Consider the following 24,704-nt stretch of genomic DNA (forward strand, 5'->3'; position numbering starts at 1 on the left):
CTTTTTAGTTTTCCATTTCAAATATTAGTTCTCCACCCTTCATCAAGTCGAAATGAGAGAATCTCGGTTCCGCCAAATCTTCACCATTCAACTTCATGGAGCGAATATACTTATTTTCCACACTATTATTCTTCGCTTGGATTACAAAATCTTTCCCATTACTCAAATGAATAGTCACTTTATCGAATATCGGACGACCAATTTCATAAACCGGACGGCCCGGACAGAACGAATAGAATCCCATAGCACTCAATGCATACCAAGCAGACATTTGTCCAACATCCTCGTTTCCGGAAAGCCCGTTAGGATCATTATGGTAGAGTGTACGAAGAATATGGTCTACTAAAGCCTGTGTCTTGCGAGGTGCACCGGCATAATTATAAAGGTATGGAATATGATGACTTGGCTCATTGCCATGTGCATACTGGCCAATCATTCCGGTAACATCGGCAGCGGCATTCGGATCACCCGTCAGTTCGGAACTTGTAGTAAACAACGTATCCAGATGTGCTTCGAAATATTTCTGTCCTCCAACCAGTTCCATCAGTCCTTCTACGTCCTGCGGCACAAACCATGCCCATTGCCATGCATTTCCCTCTACGTAATTACTGGGACGCTGCACGGATGCCGGATCAAAAGGAGTAATCCAACTGCCATCACTCAGACGTCCCCGCATCAGTTTAGTTTCCGGATCGAAATAGTTCCGATAGTTCCTGGAAAGCTCCATATATTTATCATAAAGGTCTTTACGGTTATGCTCCTTCATCATCTGGGCTATCAACCAGTCATTATAAGCAAATTCCAGTCCTTGTGAAACAGAACCACCTACCTTATCGCAAGGAATATATCCCAGTTCATTCTTATATTTAATGGATACAGGCATCAGTTTCCCATTCAGAATCTGGCGATCCATCATCGGCGTAACACCCGTAGTATCATATACCGATGAACGTATGCACGCTTCCAGTGCCTTCTTTACATCAAAATCGCATTGTTTCTTCATCATAGCATCGGCTATGACAGAAACGGCATGGTAACCGATCATAGTACCGGTTTCATTAGAAGCCAGTTCCCATTTAGGCAAGATGCCACCTTCATCATACTTACGAAGCAGGGAACGAATGAAAGCCTGATTCTGCTCCGGTGTAACGATGGTATAGAGAGGATGAGCTGCACGGAAAGTATCCCAAAGAGAGAACACCGTATAATTTGTATAAGAAGCATCCTGCTTAATCTCATGTCCCATTGTACGGTAACGTCCGTCTACATCGGATGCCAGGCTCGGCTGTATGAATGCATGATACAGTGAAGTGTAAAATACAGTACGGCTATCATTATCTGAAGTTTCGATATCAATCTTTCCAAAGGTTTCATTCCAGACAGTATTTGCCTGTTTCATGACACCTTCAAAGTCCCAATTGGGGATTTCAGCCTCTACATTCAATCGGGCACCCTCTTCGTCCACACTTGAGATACCTACCTTTGCCAATACGCGTCCGTCAGCAGGGAGATTTCTAAAACTCATCACTGCCTTAGCGGTATTGACTGTTACCGATGTACTATCCGATTGATACTCAGTTCCCGAATACAATTTATAATCAAACGGATTGGAAAACACTGCATAGAAATATACATAGTGATGCTTAGCCCAGCCAACAGTATATTTCATTCCTGCTATGGTAGAATCATTTACCACACGAATCTGAGTAACAGGATGCTGATGACCATGAATGGTAGGTTCCATATCCACAATCAGACGAGCATCACTTGCCTTAGGGTAAGTATACCGATGCAGGCCTGCACGCAAAGTAGCGGTCAGTTCCACATTGATAGAATCATCCTGCAACAGTACTTGATAATATCCCGGCCGGGCACTCTCTTGTTCATGCGAGAAATGAGAACGATAGCCTTCATCCGGGTTTTCTGCTGTCCCGGCAATCAAAGGTTTCTCACCGACTACAGGCATAAAGAGTATATCGCCATAATCTCCAATACCCGTTCCACTAAGATGGGTATGGGTAAAGCCCATGATAGAAGTATCGTCGTAATAATAGCCGGAACAAGCATCCCAGCCAAAGAGACGGGTATCCGGACTCAACTGTACCATTCCATGGGGTAAAGTTGCACCAGGGAAAGTGTGACCATGTCCACCAGTCCCTATAAATACATTCACGCTATCGGTATACTCCTTTGGGAGATTCTGTTCTGCACAGGAAAACAATCCGATTCCTGAGGCCAACAACAGCATGCAGAGTTTATTCTTCATAAAATTATATGTTTTTGTTATAAAAGCAAATATTTATATGTTAACAATCAGTCGTTACTTGATACGTGTAAGATTCCAATTAGCTTCAACCTTCATAGCCTTCCCTTTCATGCGGATAATCAGTGGATAACAAGGCTTTACTGCTACATCTCCCGCACCCGGTTCATCTTTAACGGTTGGATTGGCCGGTATTCCCGAAGCCTCGCCCAATACCACTTCCATCACTTCTCCCTCAGGAATATCGAATTGTACGGAAGCAGAAGAAGTGCGGCAAGTAAAACCAGATTTATGAGGATAGGAGAAAATATTATGAATCCGTTCATGTACCTCGCTGCCTGTCAATGTAGTTGCTGTCGGCTGTCCATCCATAAGCGGTTTCTCATTGAACAGGATGACATATTCGTATAAATGAGAAGAATCGGATGTACAAGTATATACATCTTGCAAATGTGTACCTTTTAAGTCCAGGCTCCGTTTCATCCTGACTCCGGGATAAGCTGTAGTGGTTTCTGCCTCAGCATATCCTCCGTCAGAACGGGGATTGAACTTCAAAAGTTTACCAACACTCCTTTTCTGATCCTTAGCATTCACAGTCACCGTATTGTGCGAAAGAGTACGCTTATACCATTTCAAATAATCCGGAACTCCATAACCGGAAGTTCCGAAGTCAGATACCAGCTCATTCTTACCATCATGAATCGTAATGGAAAGTTTATCCGGATGACCGTGTCCGATACCTTCTCCACCAAATTTCAATACAACGGTGCGTGCATCACTACGTAATAAGCAGAAACCGGAAGTATCAAACGAATAACTCTTCTGTAACAGACTCTCTCCGGATGCTTTTATCAACTGGTTACTTAGCAAAGCTTCGGGATCCAGTCTCTTTTTCTGAGCATAAGTCAGTTCCAGTACACGTTTCAGGAAAGGATCGTTATACCGGGCATTTCCTACTTCATACAAAGCTGATTGAGACAGAAGATTAGCCCCATACCATCCGTCGCTATGTGCCGGAAAAGACAAATCGGGATAAGTGCCCTTCACCGGTTCCACAAACATATCGTGCAAATCCTTATCAAACAGTTTTATCCCCCGGCATTTTACTGCATTAGCAGTGAACAGCAAGGCTTCCAACGGATAATAATGATAATGGGGAGACCCCTCATTTATCCAGCCATCGCTATTTTTATGTTTTCCAATCAGGTAATGGTAGCCATACTTATCCTTATTGATTGCTACATCGACAATAGAATCATTTTCCAAAGCAATGCCTAAGGCAGCCAATCCACTATTATGCCACATCTGCCAGTTAGCCCCCGCCGGACGATGCAACAATAAAGTAGCCGCAGGTTGCAGATATCCTTCTTCTATCGCTTTGACCTCCTCTTTCGACAAAACAGATTTAATAGCCATATAGGCCATTGCCACTTTAGTAGCCCAGTTGGCTTCATCCAGACTCTGAGCAAATGCTTTTCCACTATGTTGATCCGTAGCTTTCCTGCCGGAGTTATGCTCGAACCAACCGGCATACTTACCCGCATAATCCAATAACATAGTACGGATATAATCAGCATATTGTCGTTTTCCGGTGGCCAGATAAAGGTACATACACTGATACATATAATCCCTGTTCAGCATGTGTACTTCATAAATCCACGCCCAGTCATAACGATTGTTTCCAATCCACTCTTTATCGCAAGCCGAGCAATATTGTGCCAAAGGCTTATCCCAACGGAAAGTAAATTGCAGATTATGTACCGGACAGAAGTAATCATGAAAATGTCCTCCTTCTTCTTTAGGTACTTCCAACGGATGCTTACGTCTTTCTTTCACTTTCTGTTCCAAATCGGCTATGATTTTCTTTCCCCACTGTGTTTTTGCCGATGAGCGAATAGCAGCAACGTCTTCATCAGAGAAGAAATAAAAACCTTCGTTACCTTTCTTGGCTATAATTGACCAATCGCCGGAATAATAAGCCTGATTCAACAAACGAAGTTTCGCCTCATCTCCCTGCCGGACAAACAGATTCTCCAAATCCTTATATAAATAGAATTGCAACCAGTAACCACGGTTATATTTCTCGCGAGTAGTGGAGGCTTGCATCCATTTAGCATACCAAAGAGGCTCTACTCCATATTGGCGTGCCACCTGAATGGCTTGTCCGGCATTCTTCCAGATACCTTCCGACATCCGTTTACCTAACGCTACATAATCATTATAGGTAAATTTTGAAATATCAATCACCTCACAGGTGTCGTCAATACCCAGTTCCTTGAAATTTATCACAGTCTCCATCTGCATGTCACCATCCAGATCATACTCTATACGGTCGAAGAAACCATTGTTGTCACGGTCACTATAAAGTACAGTAGCAAAGCGCTTCGGGTCGCGGAAGTCCATCCACATACGATCCCATCCCTGAAAATATTCTGCATTCTGGTCGATACGCCAAACACCGGTTTCCGCTCCATAAAGATGTAGACGTCCGTCGAAACGGCTGATATAGAGCTGGGCATTTCCAGAGTTATCCATATCCCACTCACCCCGGTCACCGGCGGCATCACTCTGTTTGTTGTTGTCGATACCACCCTTATTCCATCCTACTTTAAACGGATCTTTAGGATCATAGAACTCTACACGTTCCCAACGGCTGCAATCGTCATCTTCATCATATACAAAGTTTATCCGATTCCATTTGCCACGCTGGAAGATGAGTTCCTGTGCACTGTCATGGTCGGGATAAATCAGCTCCGTCAACTGGCGATAACGGGGGTCCATAAAGAATTTATCGGCCTCCGGCATTCCACGCAGATTTTTAACAGGATGAACCTGATCCATATAATCGAATCCTTCTCCCTGGAAACCAATCGTGAAATCAAAGTCGAATTCATTTCCGGTAGTGTTATCATTATCCAGATCAACTGCCAATGAAACCCAGTCCACCCGTCCTTCCAACTGGCGGTTTACATAACTATTGGAAGGTGCATTCGGATCATGAATCTTGGGCGAGTCCACCATACGGATAGCCATTTCCGTCAGATGGTCTCCATCCGGATCATAGAACAGGAAAGGGTTCTCCCAGTTCAAACGCAAATCCTTCATATCATACGTGGAAGTATGTATCTTCATGAAAGCCGTACGGCCGCTGTAATCCTCATAGAAATCGGACAAGCCACTGCGATCCCAGCACTGAAGGGTAAAATTATTCCAATTGATATAATTGAAGACATTGTCATGATCCAGATCGAGCATAATCATATAATGCCCGTTGGGCCATACCTCTCCCGTACGTTCTTTCGGATACTCTACAACAATCTGCATATCCGCTTTCCCGTCTCCATCCGTATCTACCCAGTCGATAATCAAGTCGCCCTGACCTCCATAAATGCCATCCTTGTTGCGGTCAATCAACAGGCAATCATTCACCATATCACCTTCCAGATCCCCTTCTTTCATATTGCCATCATCATCCAGCCACAAGATGGGTATATCGTTATGAGTGACAGACTTAATAGCATCCGGTTTCCCGTCTCCATTCAGGTCCAGATTCTCCGGTTTATAACCGGGTGGCGGAGGCGGCAAGCGTAAGGGCGTCAGTTGGGTACGCAGATTCCAATAACTCTTCTTTGTCTCTTGTGCCCAGCTTTTCCCGGCTACTCCTACCCAAAGTAACAGAACGGCACAAGCTATTTTAAATAAATCGTTTTTGTTTTTCATGATATTTCCTTATTACCAGTTATCTGTTCTGAATGAAGATGCCGGAAGACCGGACATATTATAAAGGCAACCCTTTACATAATCCTTAAAGGCATAGCGCACCGCGACAGGATGTTCCACTTCCGGGCTTGAGACAATAACCGTTTGCGCATCTTTACCAAAACGTGCATGGGCCGGATGAAATACTCTATCCTCACCGGCTAGTTCAAAGCCATTCAAGGGTTGCCGATAAGTAGTCAATCCTTTACCCATTTCATCAAACGACAAGATAATCTTGTTACCCTCCGTCTGCATAGATTTATACAACGGCCCCGTTACCGAAAAGCCCTTCTTACCATAAGTACGCCCCAAGGCCAGATAAGCAAACCGATTGCCCACCGTTTCTTTCTCCATAGGGTGTATAGTGCGGTCATCGCCAACATCCGTCAGCACAATCATACCCGAAGAAGGAATAAGATGAAGGCATTTCACTTGCGCTTCACGCAGGTAAGCCGAATTCTTGCCTTTTCCCTCTCCTTTATTATAATTGAACGGAGCAATCTGGGCATAGTAGAAGGGGAATTCCCCTATTCCCCATTGTTTGCGCCAGTCGCTCACCAATGAGGGAAACAACTGCATATATAAATCAGGTGCATCCACATTTGCTTCCCCCTGATACCATAAACATCCCCGAATGCCATATCCAACCACAGGACTCAACATCCCATTATAGAGAATAGAAGCATTATGCACATCCGGCAAGTCTTTGTAAGGCGCTACACCTTCTTTACTCATCCAGGCTTCCACCCGTGAGCCTCCATAACTGGCATGGATAATGCCCACGGGAATACCCAACACCTGATTTAGTTTACGTGCAAAAAAGTATCCCGCAGCCGAAAACTCGGGAACTGTCTCCGATGAGGCTTCCTGCCACTCACCTTTACAATCAGTCAACGGTTCGGAGGTCATTTTGCTTCCTACTGTAAACATACGTATTCCGGGATTTCCTGAAGTCACAATCGCATCCAACGAACCCATCACCGGATCACTGTAACGACCGCCTACACGCATATCCATATTAGACTGACCGGAACAGAGCCAGACCTCACCAATCAATACATCATTAATTCGTACCGTCTCGCCGTCATTCACCTCAATATGGTAGGGACCACCATATACCGGTGTTTCCACTTTTACTTTCCAGCTACCCGATTCATCAGTCGTTACTGTATATTTTTTGTTATTCCACGAAGTCTTTACAGTAACCTTCTGTTGTTTCCGGTCACTGTTTCCCCAAATGGCAACTGAACTTTGTTGCTGTAATACCATCCCATCCGAGAAAAAGGAGGGTAATGTTATTCGTGCCTGTACCCCGCCTGCCCAGAGCAGGAAAGATACAAACAGGACTATTATAAAGCAGGATCGTTTCATAAGTTATTCTCTTATGGGCATCTTAAACGTCAGTGGAATCTCTTTCCTGAGCATGCGGGCAGCCTCACCTGTCAACCACAGATAATGGTCGGAAGGCTGTCCGTCCATATCAATAAATTTAGCCACATCACTAATCGGATGGTCTCCCGTACATTTAAATATGGCAGTTCCCTCATCCACTTCATCAAACATGGCCACATAAATCATCTCGGCGCCCGCCAACATTGCAGTAGAAAGCTGTTGCCAATAGAAGCGTCCTCCCTGACGGGGAATACTGCCAACAGGCTTCACGTCATCCGGGAATTCCAGTTTACTAAGATTGTGCCAACTGAATCCGGGAGTTACGGCAGGAACATAAGCTACGCCATTCTCCTTACACCAACGGATATCTTCAATCACCAAGTCACGGAAGCGGTCCATGTCGTTATGCAACAAAGGAGAAAAACGCTGAACAGTCCATGGCAGAACTATATCCGCTTTCTTAATCACTGTATGCAGATAGGGGTCATTGATACAATCAGCCTCCAGATTACGCCAGAAAGTAGGAACCCCCAACATCACCGTGCAACCACCATAAACAGGATCATTCTGCAAGAAGTCAATCAAACGGTCTAAACCGATGTTCCTGATATTATAAGGGCGGTCGGGAAAACCGACTCCCCATATAGCCACCACTGGCTTTCCATTATGATGCAGATAAGTCTTTTTTCCAGCCTGATTAGTTACCTTCTGATTGTCTACCAGTCTTTTCCAGTCTTCTATAATCAGGGAGCAATCTTCACCTGACTTTTTCAACCCGGACAAATCATACATGACAGCTATTGCACGGTCATACTTTGAAGCAGCTTCCAAGGCATTCGCTAAAATACGGTTAGGTACCGAGTTTTGCTGGTCTCCGCGGGTATAGCTAAAAAAACGTTGCACGAATACTCCATCCACTCCATACTCCTTCATCCACTTGAAGTGCAGGTCGACAGTAGACTTGTCCGCTGAACTGAATACACGTGCCTTTCTTCCATCGGCATGCTTGAAAGACGTCTCATAGGTCTTTTCATATTCACTGACATCGGGCCATGCGTCGATAGTGCAATGTTTCTCATCAAATAGCTTTCCGGTCCCATAATGGCCATAGCCTTGATTGGTTCCATCCTGCGGGCCGCGAAACCAACCTTGGTATCCTGCCATAATCAATCCTTTGTAACTTGGATAAGAAGTCTCCTGAGAATGTTTGGGGCTGGCATAAGTCAACATGCTCATGCCGAGGATGCCCAAAGTAACGAATAACTTATTCTTCATAATTCACTTTAATATATCTGTTATTAAAAAAACGTTCTACCTATCTCTTTAATCAATCTGTGGGGCCATCCATCAGTAAATCATGCTCCTTTTTCTTTGTATTCCCGTTCTGCGTATCCGCTTTGTCCACCTCAATACCCATTACCTTGAACAGGGATTTCCAGAAAGCACTTGTTTCCTTCGTCCACAAGCGATAGTCGATAACGGAAAGAACCATATTTACATTTCCGAAAGCGTATGTGGCGAGGGCCGCTCCTTCCGGTTTCTTCAAGGCTTCGTACAGAACCACCTGTGCACACTTCCAGTGTTCGGGCGTGTTGTTGAACAAAGTCCAGTCCGTACGTGAGGCACTGAACACGGTGTTTCCTTTTTCTATCAGTTCTCCGGTCATGCCATGTTTCAGGATATAGCGGTCGCCGTCCATTTCACCGAAATAGAGGTCGGGGAGTTCAAAGTAGCTTCCCCAAGCGGTATTCTTATTGGTTTCGAGGGCCGATGCACGACGGTCTGTCAGCTTCACATCTTCCGGCAACCATTTACAGAAGGCATCACTCAACTTACTGCCGGAACTCAAGGCAAGCAGCATACCGCCCTTTTTCTGCCATTTCTTCAGCACGGGCTGAAGCTTCTGCAAGTCTTCCGCCGTCACGTTTTCGACATCAATAATCCAGAGATTGGCTTTTTGGGGAGTATCGGTCAGGGATACACCAACTTTCGCAAGGAAATCAAGCAGTTCCGGCCGGACGGTGCCAAGCATATAGGCAGCCTTGTAGAGCGGCAGGGGCATTTCGGGCTTTGCCGGATGCTTCACTTCTTTGTAATGTGCCCATGTGCCGCCTTTCAATGCAGCCTGCAAGGCTTTGAACATAGGCAACGGTTTGTATAGAGGAAGTTGTGGGTCGAGCCCCGGATTGAAAGTGGTGACGTAGGGCGGCACGCGCTCATACTGATAGCCCGGCTTGCCTTCTTCGTAGAGTTTTCCGGCAAAGACGCCGTCCGTCATGTCTGGCAGGCGGTTGAAGTCATGGTAGCCCAGGTTCATGTGTTCCAGTCCGAACCAGCAGACTTCCGAAGGTGAGTAATAAGAAAGGTATGGAAGGACCATCTGCTTCACATTCTGATATACATCTATTGCCAAGGCTTCGCTGCGGCCTTCGTAAGACAAGAAAGCCCGTTCGCCGATAAAGGGGTAGAGCTGGATGGGGCGTCCGTAGTAGGTGGCGCCCGACTCGCCGACAATCAGGGGTTTATTCAGGTCCTTGGGCAGGTCTTCCAGTTTCAGGCCATGCGAGAAGTGCTTGCTCCACACGGGCAGGCGTCCGTCCATATCGCGGTCGCCGTCCAATGTGATAAAGTCACGGGTGGAATCGATTTTTTTGGCACTCAACGTCAGTTCCACTAACTTGTCATCCCAAACGGCGGCCACTTCTTTCGTCGGCTTGTTGAGCAAGGCGATGGCGAAGGTTTCATTTCCGGCACTCCAACCGATGACGGAAGGATGGTTCCGGTCGCGCAGAATCAGTCTTTTCAGATGCTCGTGCGAACGCTGCCAGGTGAGGTCTTCTTCAAAGTTCAGGCGGATGGAGCTGCCGAACAAGGCGGTTTCATCCAATACCATCAGACCCATTTCGTCTGCCAGGTCGTAGTACACCCGCGGCCAGGGCTGTGCATGTGGACGGACGGCATTGCCTCCGAAGTCCTTTATCATCTGATACCACGCATACGCAAAACGCCGCGAACAGATATAGGCACTGAAGGGATGCTGAATATCTCCGAAGCACTGTATCTTCTTGCCGTTCAACTGAAACTCATCGCCCACCAGCTTGAGCTGGCGCCAGCCGAAGCGGGTGGCTTTACAGTCGTACGTCTGCTTCTTGTCGCCGAGGCTTAGTAATAAGGTATATAGGTTGGGGGTATCCGGAGTCCAGTATTTCAAGTTATTGTCCACCTTCTGGCGCACGGTGACGGTCTTGCTTTCGCCTGCGCGGAGGGTTATCGGTTCGGAGGGGATGGTGAGAGCGGTCTCGCCCAGACTCCAGTTTATTTCGGGAGCGGTCAGCACGTCTTTGCCGGCATGGTTCACCCATTCCTTTACTACGCCGTTCAGGGCAATCTTCTTATTCTTGGAAGAGAGATTGGTCAGGGCAATCTCCAAAACCAGTTTATTCCGGTCTACCCAGGGCTGCACGAATACGTCTGTTATCCGCACTTCGGGCACTCCGAACAGATAGACATCCTGCCAGATGCCAATCAAATCATCGGTGTTGGAACCTGTGGGGTAAATGGCACCCATCTTCGTATATACAGGGTGCGATTTATCGAACAACTTGGTGTGGCGTACACCGACCAGCAGTTCATTGTCGGCATCACGGTTTACGTAATCGGAAATATCGGCATTGAAAGGAAGGTGCGAATCGAAGTTATGGCAGACTTCTTTGCCATTCACAAGCACCACGCAGTCTCCGGCAACGGCTTCAAAATGAAGCAAGAGGCGTTTCCCGTTCCAGCCGGCAGGCACGCGGAAGTTCTTACGCAGCCAGCCCATACGGGTGTGCTTCCAATTGTCCGGATAGCTTGGGTAGTAAACGGAGCTGGGCGTGTAGGGATTTCGTGTACCTTCGCCTACGTTGCTGCCTCTTCCCCAGTCGTTCACATTGATGGCGGAAGGTATTTTTATCTTCACCGTTTCCCATTTGTCAGCTTGGGGGGCGGGTAGTTCTGGGGCAATCCCCGTACCGCCTTTCCAGGAAGAAGGAACAGGCACACATTGCAATTCCCAATATCCGTTCAGGCAGACTTCATCACGATAAGGTTTTTCTTGTGGAGTAATCAGCCCTTCAGTCGGTGAAAAGTCACGGGGAAATATTACTTTTTGAGCTTTTGTAATCGCTATCCCAAAGAACAAAAGAAAAATATTTAGTAAAGTAAATTTTAAGAACGCACTATCATTCATAATTATTAGATTATAATTTTATGATGGCAAAGTAAGTCCCATGCACTTAAATTATTACCCCATCTACAATTAATTACATATTAAAATCATCTTAAAAACCACTTTTTAAAGTTTATTAAACCAGATATTGGATACAATTAAGACAAAATTAAGCGAAAGGTAACACCCCGGACTTACTTTTGCATGTAGTTTATAGCTCTCTAATTTAACTACTAATAAAAACATCATGAAAAAATTATCCTTAAACTGTATGAATGAAAATTCATCATTGCACTTTCCGCTTCTTCTGATAGCACTCCTGCTTTTCTCAATCTCCGCAGAAGCCAAAGTAAAACTCCCCGCCGTGCTTGCCGACAACATGGTGCTGCAACAGCAAACCGACGTCAAACTCTGGGGACAGGCGCAACCCAAAGCCACCCTGATCGTTAAGACCTCCTGGAACAACAAAACGTATAAGGCGACAGCCGACAATCAAGGTAAATGGGAACTAAGCGTCGCCACTCCCCCCGCCGGAGGTCCCTACGAAATAACCTTCAATGACGGCGAACCGCTCACCCTAAGGAATATACTGATAGGTGAAGTATGGTTCTGCTCCGGACAGTCGAACATGGAAATGCCCATGGGCGGCTTCGACCGTCAACCGGCGCAAGGCACCAACGACATCATAGCCAAAGCCAAAGCATCCACTCCCATCCGCATTTATAATACAGACTCCAAAGACGGAAGATGGATACGCCAGTCCAGCAAGACCCCGCAGGAGGATTGCCTGGGAGAATGGCTGGAGAACACTCCGGAAAACGTGTCACATACCAGTGCGGCGGCTTACTACTTCGCCCGGTACATCCAGGAAGTGCTGGACGTTCCGGTCGGCATCATTATCTCCACCCTCGGCGGTTCCAAAGTGGAGGCATGGATGAGCCGGGAAGCCATATCCCCGTTCAAGAGCATCGACCTCTCCATTCTCGACAACGACGAAAAGATAAAGAACCTCACCAATACTCCCTGTGTGCTCTACAACGCCAAGATTGCCCCTTTCCTCAACTTTGCCATCAAGGGCTTCCTCTGGTATCAGGGAGAAAGCAACCGTGACAATGCCGATTTATACAAAGACCTGATGCCTGCCTTCGTCAAAGACCTGCGCAGCAAATGGAACCGGGGTGAGTTTCCGTTCTATTTCGTGGAGATAGCTCCTTTCAATTACGAAGGTGCCGACGGGACTTCTGCCGCCCGCATGCGCGAAGTGCAGTTGCAGAACATGAAGGATATTCCAAACAGCGGCATGGTGACTACCCTGGACATAGGCCATCCCGTCTTCATCCATCCCATGGACAAAGAGACCGTAGGTAACCGCCTGGCACTTTGGGCACTGGCGCAAACGTACGGACGCAAGGGATTCGGCTATGCAACTCCCATCTATAAATCAATGGAAATATCGGGAAACAAGATATATATTAATGTAGAGAACGCGCAACGGGGACTTTGCCCCATGTGGACTTCGCTCGAAGGATTCGAGATAGCCGGTGAAGACAAGGTTTTCTATCCGGCTTTTGCAGAAATAGAAACTAGTACCACCCGCCTGGCGGTATCGAGTGACAAAGTGCCGCACCCGATAGCCGTGCGCTATGCTTACAAGAATTATACGACGGCAAGTGTATTCAATATCTACGGTCTGCCGTTGGCTCCTTTCCGTACCGATAATTGGTAAGAGCTATGAAAAGATAATTCGGGAAATCAAAACGGTAAGAAATTATTCGAAAAAGAAAGGACTGAATAATAAAACGGACTAAGATTTTACGCATATTATCACCATTCCTGGAAAAGATATGTTTTTTTATCATTTTGTATGTAGCATCATCACCATTCGCATTAAGCATTTACAACAGCTGACCTATATCTGTAAACTTGTCGGCATAAGCCGTCCGAGTTACCAATATAGGTCAGTAGTTATTAATACCTAATGGATGGAATGTCTGTCCTAATATATAAGTGGTATATTATATCACCATCGATATTATAATAAACAATACTTATCTTCTTTATTTACTTCTTATCAGAACCGTAAATCAGTCCCGTCCCCGCCTTGCTGAACCGGAATCCGGAGACATAATAATTGTTAGTCAGTTCTATTGATTTACCCTGTTCGCCGAGCTTTGCATACCCATCATCTCCGGTAGCCGCCCTTCCCATTCGTTGGGCAAAATAAGAAGTGTACACATGCGCTTTGCCACCTCTTACATCCACGCCCTGACCGGAACGTGTGAAGTTGGCCTGCTGGAACGATACGATACCATTGTTTATTATCGCCCCAAACACAGGACTGCCCCAGAATGCACTGTTGTACAACACCAGTTTGGCATTGGGATGCACCTTGTCCGTGTTCACCTTATCCCCCATAAGGACGTACGATCGAACCGGCTCGTTCGGAATCTGCGTATTGACCAGTTCCGAGTTGATGGCAACTATCTTGGTATCCTTGTCCGCATCTTCCACAAACAGAGAATAAGTACATCCGTCGGAGCCATGTCCTATTACGGTCATCTTGCCCGGATACTTGCCCGTGATGGCATCTTTCAGGAAATGTATTCCATATACCGAACCATAAACAAAGTTATTGAAGATAGTCTGGTTCTTGACGTCCGCAAACTTAAGCGCACTGCAATTAGACTGTACAAAACGCATCATGGATACCCTCGGATACCCCTGTCCGCCTTCCGGAAGTCTTGAGCCATAGTGGGGATTGAGCTGCATGTTGCGGATGAACCCGCCTTCGGCTCCACCGCCAACCCAGATACCTGCCCTCAAAGGCACACCACCCAGATAATCTACATAATGCCCGCTGGTGTCATACGAAGCCAGGTCTATACCTTTGTCGCCCACCGCTATGGTTACGTTGATGATGTACACCTTCGGCCCCTGTCCCTGTATCATGAACGGAGTCTTTCGCGGATTTGCAGCCGTGAAACCATCGGAAGCGATGTTGAGCTGGGCCAGCGTGATGCCCCTGATACCGGCACCGGCCTCGAGCTGTATGAGCGAAGCGCCGCTTTCGCCTGCCGCACCACCGTCATAATTGGTAAACAGGGCCGTACCGCCGCTTTGTGTGTGATGCTGCACATCCCAGGAACCTCTCAGTTCCACTCCCGCAGGAACTTTGATGGGTTGGTCCACCAGATATCTTCCGGCAGGCAAGTATAGCGTACCTCCACCAGCAGCTTTCACGGCATCGAGTGCGGACTGCAACTCGGCCGATACATCCCGGATGGGGCGATTGTTATTGTAACCCGTTGCCCTTGCCAAGTCTGCTTTCAGCACATTGTCCGATGCAGGTTTCGGATGCACGGCGATATTGGTCTTTATGTTTTTAGGAATCGGGTCGAAAGCGTATTTCTTTCCGGTGATAACCTCCACGTCGGCAGCAGTGCTGTGGTTGTCAATCTGCAATTTGGACTTATAGCCCGAATTAACCGACTTCAGCGTATGCGTATCCGCACCCAGGTACACATGTCCGGTGCTCTTCTTGAAGTCGCATTGCGACAGCAGTACATTACCGCTGTTTATCTTCAGGGCATAGTCGGGATATTCATTGAATGTGCAGCTTTCAAACGAAATGACTCCGTCGCGGCCGTCGCTTACGATAGGCCCGTTGAAGTCCACTCCGTTGAATTGCACGGAGGTGCTGAAATCCTTGTAGAAGTACACGGCATTGTCGCCCTCACCGGCGGCAAAAGAAGAGTTGGATATAAGTATGCCGTAGGGGTTGACGTCCTCAACGTACAATCCGTTTCCGCAACCGTCCACGTGCACCTCGTACAACTGGGCGTTCGGCGCATCGGCAAAGCCGGGTTCGCGCCCTATCCATACGCCTGTCTTATAGCCCGATACAAGCAGGTCGGACACATATTCCCAGTCCGAACGGTGCATTTGGTATCCCGTGCCGTTCGCCTTGGTGTAGGCCGTCACGTCGGCAAGGGAGGGTACACCCGGAAGGCCGGACTTGGCCCAGTATTCGGGGCTGATGCGGACATTCTCGATACGGCCGATGTCGGTACATACGTGCACTTCGATGCCTTTGTTGAGAGCGGTCATGTAACTGTCCAGCACATAATGCAGTTCGCTCGGTGCGGAGTTGAAACCGTTGTAAGCATTCACAAGGGTGACGTGCTCTATCGTGGCGCAATCTCCCTGAGTCTGGAAGAGCGTCCACGGATAGGGTTTCACATCCTTGATGTCCTGTTCGGGATACCAGATGGAGAGATTCGTAACTCCGGTACCCGCGTTCATTTCTATGAACCGGTCGGCAATGCTGGTATAGGTAGTGCGCAGCGCATTGCCCGCCTGTCCGTCGTTCCACCAGCTTTCCACGCTTCCGTCGTGATTAGGCGCATCCTTGCCCACACGCACCTCTAGGATGGTTCCGAGCACTTTCCCGTCGTTGGAAGCGGGGTCGGCCCAGTCGCCACGAAGCTGCACACCGGGATGGAGGCGGAGAACGAACTCGAAGTGGAATTCCTTGTTTTCCTCCGAACGCCCCCGACGAACCCTGACGTTCTTGACGCCGACCTGCGTGCTACGGAACTCGTAGTTTCCGGCGGGTATATAGACCACACCGCCGCCATTCTTGTAGGCCGCGTCGATAGCCGCCTGGAAGGCAGCCCGGTTGTCAAATCCCGGCACGGCTTTGGCACCGAACTCAGGGGCAGTCACGACAAAGTCGGATATGGCCCAGTCTTTTGTGGGATAAAGGGTTTTGATACTTTGTTGAATCACTTGCTGCTTTTGCGCCCGCACACAGGCCACATTTGCAGGAAGCACCGTCAAGAGGGCCATCATGGCCGCCGTTCCTAACTTAGAAAATGTTTTCATGAGAAGAATATTTGATATAGTTACATAATATTTTCCTGGCTACTTCTGCAGGCCCGGAGAGGTCGTTCAGATTATCTGCAATGTCCAGTGCAGAGAAGATGATTTTGCCCTTGCCGCAGGGAATGACGCCTACGGCGGTGCCCAACTCGAACGGAGTACTCCGGTAGGAGCCTACCACCAAGTCTTCTCCCTGCACACGGAAACCGAATCTGCGGTCACCGTTCCGCACCACCGACTGGTAGGGCCAGTTCAAGGCAACATCCACCGGAAGGCCGTCGAACAAAAGATGCTTCTTCACGAAATGGATTCCGCCAATCCAGTCTTTCCCTACGTTATAATAACCGTTATAGGCAATATGGGTATAGTCTGCCACGGCCTGCATCCAGGTTTCGGTAGCGCCGAGGAGGATTAATGTTGTTCCGTCATTCTTAACCCGGTCGAACAGTTTCTCCGGAGCAATGGCGGTTGCACTCGGCTGCGACCATTTCAGCTGTATCTTGCCCGACTGACGGGTCTGGCGATATACCAGCCGCACTTTTACCGGTTTGCCGGCTTCCATTATCACCGGTCTATCCTGCTTGATGGGGGATTCATTGTAATATTCGTCAATCAGCTGCTGACCGTTGACGTACATGCGTACACCACGGTTCGTTTCAACCCCAAGCAGATACTGGCCGGACTCGGACGGATAGAGTTCCCCTTCCCATACCACAGAGAAAGGCTGATTGGCAGGAACGGAGGCATCGGGTTGCGCACCATCTACAAATGTACGATTAATATCCATATCCGGCTTCACGGAGGCCACAATATTCATGTCTCCCTCGCTGTACCAGGTCACTTTCAGGGTTGAGTTGCCATCCTTGTCCTTGAAATAGGCGGGAGGAATAACCACCGGTTCGTCCAGCAACGGACGGTTGACAACCAGCCAGTCCAGTTTGCCCTGTCCGGAACTGAAAGCGGGAAGTTCCTTGCCCGTTTCTTTTTTATAGAAAGCGGCCACTTTGTCATCGCCATCTCCATAATAGGCCCCGTTGCCGGACAAATCGGATGCCTGCCAGCCGACGGCAACCACCTCATCATGCCCACGGGCGCATATCTGCCGGTTGTCCGCCTTGATGGCAGCTTCTATGCGGTAGGTACCTTCCTGTGCGTTGACGGGAATCTCCACATTCTCCAGCAACAGCTGTCCGAAGGTTTCACCTCCCTTGAGGTTTACTTTCTCCTCTCTGGTATAAACCACCTTCCCGTCGGGAGCAATCATCTGGATTTCAAGAGTATGATTGCCTTTCAGGTCTTTCTCGTTCACGATATAGAAGTCCACCGCTGCGCTTCCCGGAAGCCGCACCACCTGGTTGCGCGATGCAACAGCCACATACAGAGGCTGGTTATAGTATGCCAGGATGGAGGCATCTCCTTTGGGATTACGATAGATGTCCACAATGCCGGAATGATTGTCGTAAGGCATGGCCTCCCAGCCGTTCACCATGTAGGCATCGCCCAGGTTCTGCATTCTCAGGCCTTCGATGCGTCTGCCCTGATGCTCGAATGAGACGTTGCCCATCACCCGCGTCAGAGAATCGAGCATGCCGAAGTGGGGCGCAAGCCCTTTCCGTTGGAAGTAGTCGGTGAAAGCCTTGTACTGGCTCTTCCAGAAAAGGCCGTCCCAACCGGTTTTGCCGCTGTTTGAAATCTGATTGTATATCATCTGGATGCGGGGAGGCGTGGAAATAGCTCCTTCCTCACCGCGCACGTAGATTTCCTTGCGGTTGGTGGTGTACATGATGTTATCTTTAGGGCCTTTGTAGTAACTCTCCACGTAGGTTTCGGGACCTCCGGCACGGTGGTTGTCGAACCAGCCTTTCCGGTACAGCGTCGTATCGAACGGCAACATGTGCGATTTGGAATCTTCTTCCCTATCTTCGCTTCCCGCCCAGCCGGAGGTGAAGGTCATAATTCTACTGGGGTCCACGGCATGAGCCTCGCGCATGTCATTCATTCGCTTGGCAACAAGCTCCTTATCACGTGACAACGGACCGCCAAACTCATTAATCAGATTAAAGATGATAAGACTCGGATGGCTGCGGTCGCGGTGTACCATGCGTTTCAGTTTCTCGTTCACGATGGTACGGATAAACGGGTCGTGATTGGCGGAATGGAACGAACCCGGTTCCTCATAATAAAGTAACCCCAGCTCGTCGGTCTTTTCCAGCACCACGGGACTGCCGATGCAACGGTGGAAGTTCAGCATATTCAAACCCAGCTTCTTGGCGGTGAGGACTTGCTTCTCGGCCATTTCGGGTGTGGCTATCAGTCCCGCAACCGGGAAGTAGCCCCAACTGATGGCGCTTCTCAGCATCACGCGGCGACCGTTCAGGCGCAGCACTGCGTCCGTGCCGACACCTTCCGCAGAGAACCAGCGGAAGCCGAAGTTCTTCTTATCTCGGTCGAGGGTATTCTTGCCTTTCTTTATCTGAATGTTGCAGGTGTAGAGTTCGGGCGTATCGAGGTCCCACAGTTTGGCATCGGACACGCTTACCGGAATCATCATTTCACGCTTTCCCGGAGGAAAAGAGACGTACTTCAGCAGTTGGCGGAACACGACTTTATCCGGACGGTTCTTCTCGCTTACCGTCAGCTCCACATCTTGCTTCACACTTGATGGGGTTTCGTTGGTAAAGGATATGATGGCGTTCACCTTGGTCGGCTCCGGGGTATTCTGCATATAAATATCGGAAATGAATACGGGGTTCACACTTTCCAGTTTGACACGGCCGATGATGCCGCTGAAGCTTCTGGCAGGAGGGATGTTGTATTCTCCCCACTTCTGTATGTCGAAGTCCTGCCAGTGGAAGTTACCGCCGGGGTTAGTGACGCGTACGGCAAGCAGTTGCTCCGTTCCAGGCTTTGCCTCCCTGGTGATGTCCACGTGGAAAGGAGTCTCACCAATCAGGTCGTAAGCCACGAGCTTGCCGTCGAGGTACACCTCGGCGCGCATCCTGACGGATTCGAAGTAAATAAGGTGGCGTTTATTCGCCTGGTCGGCAGGTATCGTAATCTTGCGATACCACCAGCTTACTCCTTTGAAATCTTCCGGACGGGGATTGTCCGAAGTGGTGAGATACTCCTCTACCGTGCCGGGTACTTCTACGGATACAGCATCGAGGTTATCGTTCAGAGCTTGCCAGCCGCCTGTGGGTGTATTCACAGGCAGCAATGATAGGTCTGTTATCTCGTGGGGAAGGTAAAGGCGGTCGTTCTGCCAACTTGCTTCTTTGTCGAGCCACAGCGACCAGCCGCCTCCCGTCAATGGAAGCGTGTATCTTCCCTCACCCGCATAAGCCGAAACGGCGAAGAGCAGGGAAAAAAGGAAAGCCAAAGGAGAATACTTTTTCATGGATATTGGTATTAAAGGTTTAATAGGTGTTCATCATTAATCAATGATTAGAAACACTTACTGAATCTGTTGACGGAATTAAAGCATTACTGGAGGGTTATGAATGAAATGACAAAAGAATTATTTTTAGACAAAAGAACATATTCAGAGTATAGTACGGCTTATATTTTCTTATTTGTTCTTTTGTTCTTATGTCTAAAAAATAATAATCTGTTTAACTCTGTACCGTTATGGGTTATCTTACTTCAACCTTTATAAGTACACAGTCGTTTTTCCCTTTCATGAAAATTCCGTTTACCCCAAATGGTAACTTTGTTCACGCCACACGATAACTCCATTTACATACCGTGGTAAAGACCGTTACATGCCGCGGTAAAGGTCGTTACAATAAGGGGTAAAAGCCGTTACATACGGTGGTAAATGCTTTTACATTTTGAAGTAAACAGTCGGTAAATGCTATTTATTGATTATCAGTAAATTAATAAAAAAGTTCATCGACAATCTTTAGTTCATTTCTGTAGGGTTATAAATTAATTCCGCCAACAGGTTACTGATTATTTTTCTCTTTTTACTTCTTCAACGTGACCGCCACCTTCTGTAAAGACTTCCCGTCCGAAGTTCCGCCATAAAGCAGTTCGTAGTTTCCGGGGAGGATTTCCATCCGGTTGGTGGCCGGATTAAAGCACTCGAATGTGGAGGCAGGCAATTCAATCTGAATATTCTCCGCCTGACCGGCTTTCAAAGAAACTCTGCGGAAAGCTCTCAACATCTTTATCGGGCCTTCTTTATCAGCAGGATTGCGCAGATAGACTTGCACCACTTCATCACCGTCCATCTTTCCGGTATTCTTCAATGGTATGGTCAGAGTCATGCTATCACCGGTCTTGATGCTCTTCTTGTCCACCTTGGCCTTGCCGTAGTCAAAGGTTGTATAGCTCAATCCGTATCCGAAGGGGAACAACGGTTTGCCTTTGAAGTAACGGTAGGTGCGGTTGCTCATGTTGTAGTCTTCAAAATCGGGAAGGTCACTGTCCGAAGCATAGAAAGTAAGCGGCAAGCGTCCGGCAGGGTTATAGTCGCCAAACAGGACATCGGCCACGGCTGTGCCTCCCTGCTGACCGGGATACCATGCTTCGAGCATTGCATCCAGATTTTCGGCTTCCCAGGGCAATGCCAACGTGCTGCCCGAACATACAACGAAGATAACTGGTTTGCCGGTCTTCTTCAGAGCTTTCAGCATTTCTTCCTGTACGCGGGGCAGGTCGATGTTAGTGCGGTCGCCTTTCTTGAAACCGGGAAGATCCACAGGCATCTCCTCACCTTCCAATGCGGATGAAAGTCCGCCTACAAAGATGATTGCATCGGCTTCGGCGGCTTTGGCAGCCACCTTATTATAATCTATCTCTTTCTTAGTACCTATATCGAACTTCAGGACAGCTTCTCCACTGGCCTGGTAGAACTCCAATACAACCTTATAACTCTTGCCTTTCACAGCATTCAGACTATATTCCTTATCTTTTGAGAATCCGTCTTTCCAGTCGGAGATAACTTCTTTTCCATCAATGTATAAACGGGCACCGTCATCGGCGGAAACGATGAAAGATACTTCTCCCGATTCTTTCGGGGTAAATACCGATTCAAAGCGTGCCGAGAAATCGGTTAAGTTCACACCAGGCATAAACACCGTATTGCCACCATTGCCGAAGTTGAGCGGTTCGCTGAAGTGACCGGTAGCCGCGGGAGCGCCTTCCAACTTCTTATTATTCCAGAAAGTAGCTTTGACACCTTTCTTACCATTGTACGAGCAGCAGTCGAAATCGCTGAACAGGGTTTGGGTGCTTACAAAATCGCAACCTTTCTCATAGTACACGGCACCTTCCGGGAGTTTGCTCCTGATACCTTCAAGAATGGTAACGGACTTGGTGGGGAAACCGTTATAGTTTGCCCAAAGCATTACAGAGTCATTGGCATTGGGTCCCAGCACCGCCACCTTACGGATGGATTTGCTCAATGGCAAGGAATTGTTCTTATTAGTCAGCAATACCATGCTCTTACGTGCCATCTCCAAAGCCTTGTCCACGTGTTCCTTCGATTCTACAACCGAGTATGGAATCTCGGACCAGGACACGAGTGTATCGTCATCGAACATGCCCAATTGGAAGCGGGCACGCAGCAAGCGAAAGACGGATTCGTTTATCTTATCTTCCGTAATCAGTCCTTTCTTTACGGCTTCATTCAAGGAAGAATAACTGCCGCCACATTCCAAATCTGTTCCTGAAACCACGGCATCGGCAGAAGCTGCCTCAGCCGACGGATGGGTTTCGTGGTGATTGGGGTAGTAGAAATCTCCGATGGCCCCACAGTCGGAAACAACAATGTCATCATATCCCCAGTCTTCGCGCAGGATACGAATCAAGAGTTGCTTGTTGGAGCAGCAAGGCTCACCTTCAAAACGGTTGTAGGCACACATCACCTCTTTTACTTTTCCTTCCGTCACCAAGGTTTTGAAGGCGGGCAGATAGGTTTCCCACAAATCGCGTTGAGAGATATTCTTGGAGTCGAAACTATGCCTGTTCCATTCCGGACCGCTATGTACGGCGTAATGCTTGGCACAGGCATGGGCTTTATCGTATTTTCCGGCACCGTTGCCTTGCAGGCCTTTTACCACGGCCAGTCCCATGAGAGAGGTCAGATAAGGGTCTTCCCCGTATGTTTCCATACCGCGTCCCCATCGCGGGTCACGGTAGATATTGATGTTCGGAGTCCAGAAAGTCAATCCTTTGTAACCACCCCGCTCGCCTTTACGCTGGAAGTCATGGTATTTGGCACGGGCTTCATCGGATACAATGTCGAAGGTTTCATAAACAGCCTGATTGTCGAAGGTGGCGGCAAGACCTATGGCCTGCGGAAAGACGGTGGCCTTTCCGGCACGTGCCACTCCGTGCAGTGCTTCATTCCACCAGTCATACGCCGGTATTCCGAGGCGTTCGATAGCCGGTGAGCCGTTCTTCATCTGACTGATTTTCTCTTCCAAAGTCATACGCTTCAGCAAGTCCCATGCCCGCTCCGAGGGTGACAGGTTCGGGTTTCTGTAGGGCTCATTTTGTGCTGTAGCCACCAGGGCTACAGCACTCAAACAAAAGGTTACAAAAAATTTCTTCATCATATATTCTTGTTTTTATTCCGCAACAATTGTAAAGTAATTCAAGTCTGCATTACCCGAAATAATATTCAGCACCACTTCGCGCCAACCTTTCTTTTCAAAGTTTACCGTAGCTGCATCTATCTCTTTCCAGGTTCCGCCGGTAGCCGGCAATTCGACTACACTGCCTTCTTTCTTATCAATGTCAAAACGAATCTTCACGGCAGACAGGGCACTATAACGTAACTTGACAACCGAATTGCCCGCACTGAAAGGAAGTTCCACCCATTTCAGCCATTCGCCGGATTCCGTAGCCGTCACACACCAGCCTTCGTAGACATCGTTACACTTCTTTATGTCCAAATCTCCTTTGCGGTATTGCCCGCCACTGTTTCCCGAAGATTTATCTTCAAAGTAGTCGCACGCCTCAGCCTCGACCTTGAACTCTTTCGGATAGGGGTTGCTGCTCCATTTCCGCAAAATATTCAGGCGTTGGTTGGGATAGTCGTAATAGACTTCATCTGTACTTCTCCAATAAGCTGCATTTTCCAGCACATCGGTAAATCCTTCCAGGAATATCAGATTGGCACGGTTCTTCACAGAGTAAGTCAGAGCCTTTTGCAATAACCGTCCATGGTCTGCATCGACAAACATCTTGTTTCCTTTCTTATCGTTTACAAGGAAACCGGGAATACCCACCCCAATCGTCAGGTCCTTGAAGGTGCGCACAGTATAGGGATTATCCATATTGAACCAGTTGTTTATGCCACCGACAACTTCTGTTGCGGCAGTCAGCGTATTGTCGCGCTTACCCCAGTCCTGGTCGATGATTAACAACGGGTCCATGCCGAACTCTTTAATACAATCTTCGCGCACACGTTTCAGGATATATGACAGTTTGCCGGGCACATCTCCGACAAAGCTACAACCCCAGAAATAGACTACCGGACGTCCGTTGTATTTAAAGATATACTTCTCCGGAATATTCTGAAAAGCCAGACGGATATTGTAATCCCAGATATACTGATAAATGGAATCCTGGAACTCTTTGGTATCAACCGCAATATCTTTCAACGGATAGGGTTTGCGCTGTCCCGGATTATCGGCACTGTAACCGGCATAACCGCGCCCTAAATCTTCGTTACGCGCAGCTTCCCACGAGGCAGGGCAGTCATCGAAAATGGCTACCTTAAACTTGTCGGCCACACCACGGCGTTCCATGGCTTCTATCAGTTGCTTTATGTGGGTAGGGTCACCATGGTCTACATACTTTTTAGGATAAGAAGGCTGCAAGCCACGGCAGTTGGCAGCAATATAATCCAATCCACTATATGCGATTTCCTCTACCAGATTATCCCACCAGCCATCTTCCGAGCCTTCGGGTACCGCCTCAAACAGGGGGACATTGTAATAAGTAGTCGGCCTGTCTTCGCCTTTATAATTCTTTCCTTTGCGCAAATCGCCTTCAAAGCCACATAAAGAGCCCAGGATGGCGTTATGTTCCGGTATATCATCTTCACCCGGTTTTTCGGGTTCCGGCTCCGGTTCTTCAGTATCCGGTTTCTTTGGGGGATATGTGTCGTCATTACTATCCGAACATCCTATAAATAAAACGGCTGCAATAAGCAATATATATTTTGTTATTTTCTTCATGTCTTTTTAC

The 24,704-nt window shown here is 48.0% G+C and carries 10 protein-coding genes; 1 reads left to right on the forward strand and 9 read right to left on the reverse strand.

Features of this window, described 5'->3' with window-relative positions:
• Positions 1-4: 4 nt before the first annotated feature.
• The 5 genes from BWI44_RS07000 to BWI44_RS07020 are packed head-to-tail and all read right to left on the reverse strand — an operon-like array spanning position 5 to position 11,642.
• Positions 5-2,266: a GH92 family glycosyl hydrolase gene (locus tag BWI44_RS07000; RefSeq protein ID WP_195209487.1), complete on the reverse strand. Its 2,262-nt coding sequence runs from the start codon at positions 2,264-2,266 to the stop codon at positions 5-7.
• Positions 2,267-2,320: 54 nt separating this feature from the next.
• Positions 2,321-5,983 (reverse strand): heparinase II/III domain-containing protein, encoded by a 3,663-nt coding sequence (locus BWI44_RS07005; RefSeq protein WP_195209488.1) that lies wholly within the window; start codon positions 5,981-5,983, stop codon positions 2,321-2,323.
• Positions 5,984-5,995: 12 nt separating this feature from the next.
• Entirely contained in the window at positions 5,996-7,393 is a 1,398-nt protein-coding gene (locus tag BWI44_RS07010; protein ID WP_195209489.1) for a sialate O-acetylesterase, read from the reverse strand.
• A gap of 3 nt (positions 7,394-7,396) precedes the next feature.
• Positions 7,397-8,689: a glycoside hydrolase family 99 protein gene (locus BWI44_RS07015; RefSeq protein WP_138292761.1), complete on the reverse strand. Its 1,293-nt coding sequence runs from the start codon at positions 8,687-8,689 to the stop codon at positions 7,397-7,399.
• A gap of 52 nt (positions 8,690-8,741) precedes the next feature.
• Complete coding sequence (locus BWI44_RS07020; protein WP_138292762.1) at positions 8,742-11,642, reverse strand: glycoside hydrolase family 2 protein; 2,901 nt, start codon at positions 11,640-11,642, stop codon at positions 8,742-8,744.
• Between the two features lie 226 nt (positions 11,643-11,868).
• Here BWI44_RS07020 and BWI44_RS07025 point away from each other — a divergent pair, with 226 nt between their 5' ends.
• Positions 11,869-13,347 carry a sialate O-acetylesterase gene (locus tag BWI44_RS07025; RefSeq protein WP_044155165.1) on the forward strand — a complete coding sequence of 493 codons (1,479 nt, stop codon included), beginning with the start codon at positions 11,869-11,871 and terminating at the stop codon, positions 13,345-13,347.
• 335 nt (positions 13,348-13,682) lie between these two features.
• On the opposite strand, the gene BWI44_RS07030 is transcribed toward BWI44_RS07025, so the two are convergent.
• The 4 genes from BWI44_RS07030 to BWI44_RS07045 form a co-directional block, all read right to left on the reverse strand.
• Positions 13,683-16,505, reverse strand: coding sequence for a glycosyl hydrolase family 28-related protein (locus BWI44_RS07030; protein ID WP_286812549.1), 2,823 nt, complete (start codon positions 16,503-16,505; stop codon positions 13,683-13,685).
• Positions 16,489-19,899, reverse strand: a complete 3,411-nt coding sequence (locus tag BWI44_RS07035; protein WP_286812555.1) for a PA14 domain-containing protein — start codon at positions 19,897-19,899, stop codon at positions 16,489-16,491. The genes BWI44_RS07030 and BWI44_RS07035 overlap by 17 nt, the downstream gene beginning before the upstream one ends.
• 568 nt (positions 19,900-20,467) lie before the next feature.
• Positions 20,468-23,062, reverse strand: coding sequence for a xylan 1,4-beta-xylosidase (xyl3A, locus tag BWI44_RS07040; RefSeq protein WP_021968425.1), 2,595 nt, complete (start codon positions 23,060-23,062; stop codon positions 20,468-20,470).
• 15 nt (positions 23,063-23,077) lie between these two features.
• On the reverse strand, positions 23,078-24,694 hold the full coding sequence (locus BWI44_RS07045; protein WP_138292765.1) for a DUF5010 domain-containing protein: 1,617 nt from the start codon (positions 24,692-24,694) through the stop codon (positions 23,078-23,080).
• Between the last annotated feature and the right edge of the window lie 10 nt (positions 24,695-24,704).

Origin of the sequence: Bacteroides sp. Phil13 (assembly GCF_001940965.1) — a bacterium.
Lineage (GTDB): Bacteria > Bacteroidota > Bacteroidia > Bacteroidales > Bacteroidaceae > Bacteroides > Bacteroides intestinalis.